The following is a 312-nucleotide window of genomic DNA, read 5'->3' as shown; positions in this document are numbered from 1 at the left end:
AGTTCCGTACGAACTATGTCTATTCTACAATATAATATTACATATAAATGTAATCAATCTAAACTTAATTTAAAACAAGAGCAAAATGACAAAGAATGAATCTAAGCTATTATCCCTTCAAGGGATAGCTAAAGCCTCAGCGTTCTGTTTGCTGCTTTCTGCCTTCTCTGTAGACGCCGCTATGGCCGTTCCCGCTTCCGCAGGTACGGTTGATGAAGTGATGGTCGTACAGCAGGGTAAGAAAGTGACAGGTATGGTTGTTGATGGTGCTGGTGAGCCTGTTATTGGCGCTAACGTGGTGGTGAAAGGCAC

Annotated in this window: 1 protein-coding gene; it reads left to right on the top strand. The window is 42.6% G+C overall.

Annotated features, from left to right (window positions below):
* Positions 1-85 precede the first annotated feature (85 nt).
* Positions 86-312, top strand: a 227-nt coding sequence (locus DW205_RS22010; RefSeq protein ID WP_147326777.1) for a hypothetical protein, incomplete at its 3' end; no start/stop codon positions are given.

The sequence above is a fragment of the Parabacteroides sp. AM17-47 genome (genome assembly GCF_003434625.1).
Taxonomy (GTDB): domain Bacteria; phylum Bacteroidota; class Bacteroidia; order Bacteroidales; family Tannerellaceae; genus Parabacteroides; species Parabacteroides distasonis.
This window is presented reverse-complemented; position numbering and strand designations above follow the sequence as displayed.